Here is a 492-nt window from a genome sequence, read left to right as displayed (position 1 = left end):
CTCCGGGCGGCCATGGCGGCGAATATAGTCTGCGGACGCGACGGTAAGCGTCGCGGTGTGACACAGCGGCCAGGCGACATGGGGTATCCGGGAGCGCCTCGCGCCGACAGTGGCGGATGGCGAGATCGAACCCTTCGCTGGCCAGAGAGACCAGCCGGTCGGTGACCTCAAGCTGCAGATGCAGCTGGGGATGCTGATGCAAAAAAGGCGCGATTGCCGGGACCAGCTGCTGGCGGGAAAAGGCCACCGGCGCGGTCAGGCGCAGCGTTCCCCGCAGCGGCCCGCCCTCATCGCAGGCGCCGGTGAAAATATCCCGCAGCTGACCAAACGGCTCGTTGAGCTCCGCCACCAGCCGCAGTCCGTCGTCGCTGAGGCTCACGCTGCGGGTGGTGCGATGGACGAGGGTTTTACCGGTCACCCGCTCCAGCTCGCTGATTTTCTGGCTGATAGCCGACTTGCTGATCCCCAGCTTTTCCGCGGCCCGGGTATAGC

1 protein-coding gene is annotated in these 492 nt (G+C 66.3%); it reads right to left on the bottom strand.

The features are described 5' to 3' along the window. The coding region (locus M3196_RS21745) for a LysR family transcriptional regulator (protein WP_251324370.1) at nucleotides 1–492 on the bottom strand (492 nt) is incomplete at both ends.

Source organism: Fictibacillus nanhaiensis, assembly GCF_023715445.1.
GTDB classification, from domain to species: domain Bacteria; phylum Bacillota; class Bacilli; order Bacillales; family Fictibacillaceae; genus Fictibacillus; species Fictibacillus nanhaiensis_D.
Note: the sequence above shows the minus strand (reverse complement) of the source record. Positions and strands in the feature narration are given on the sequence as shown.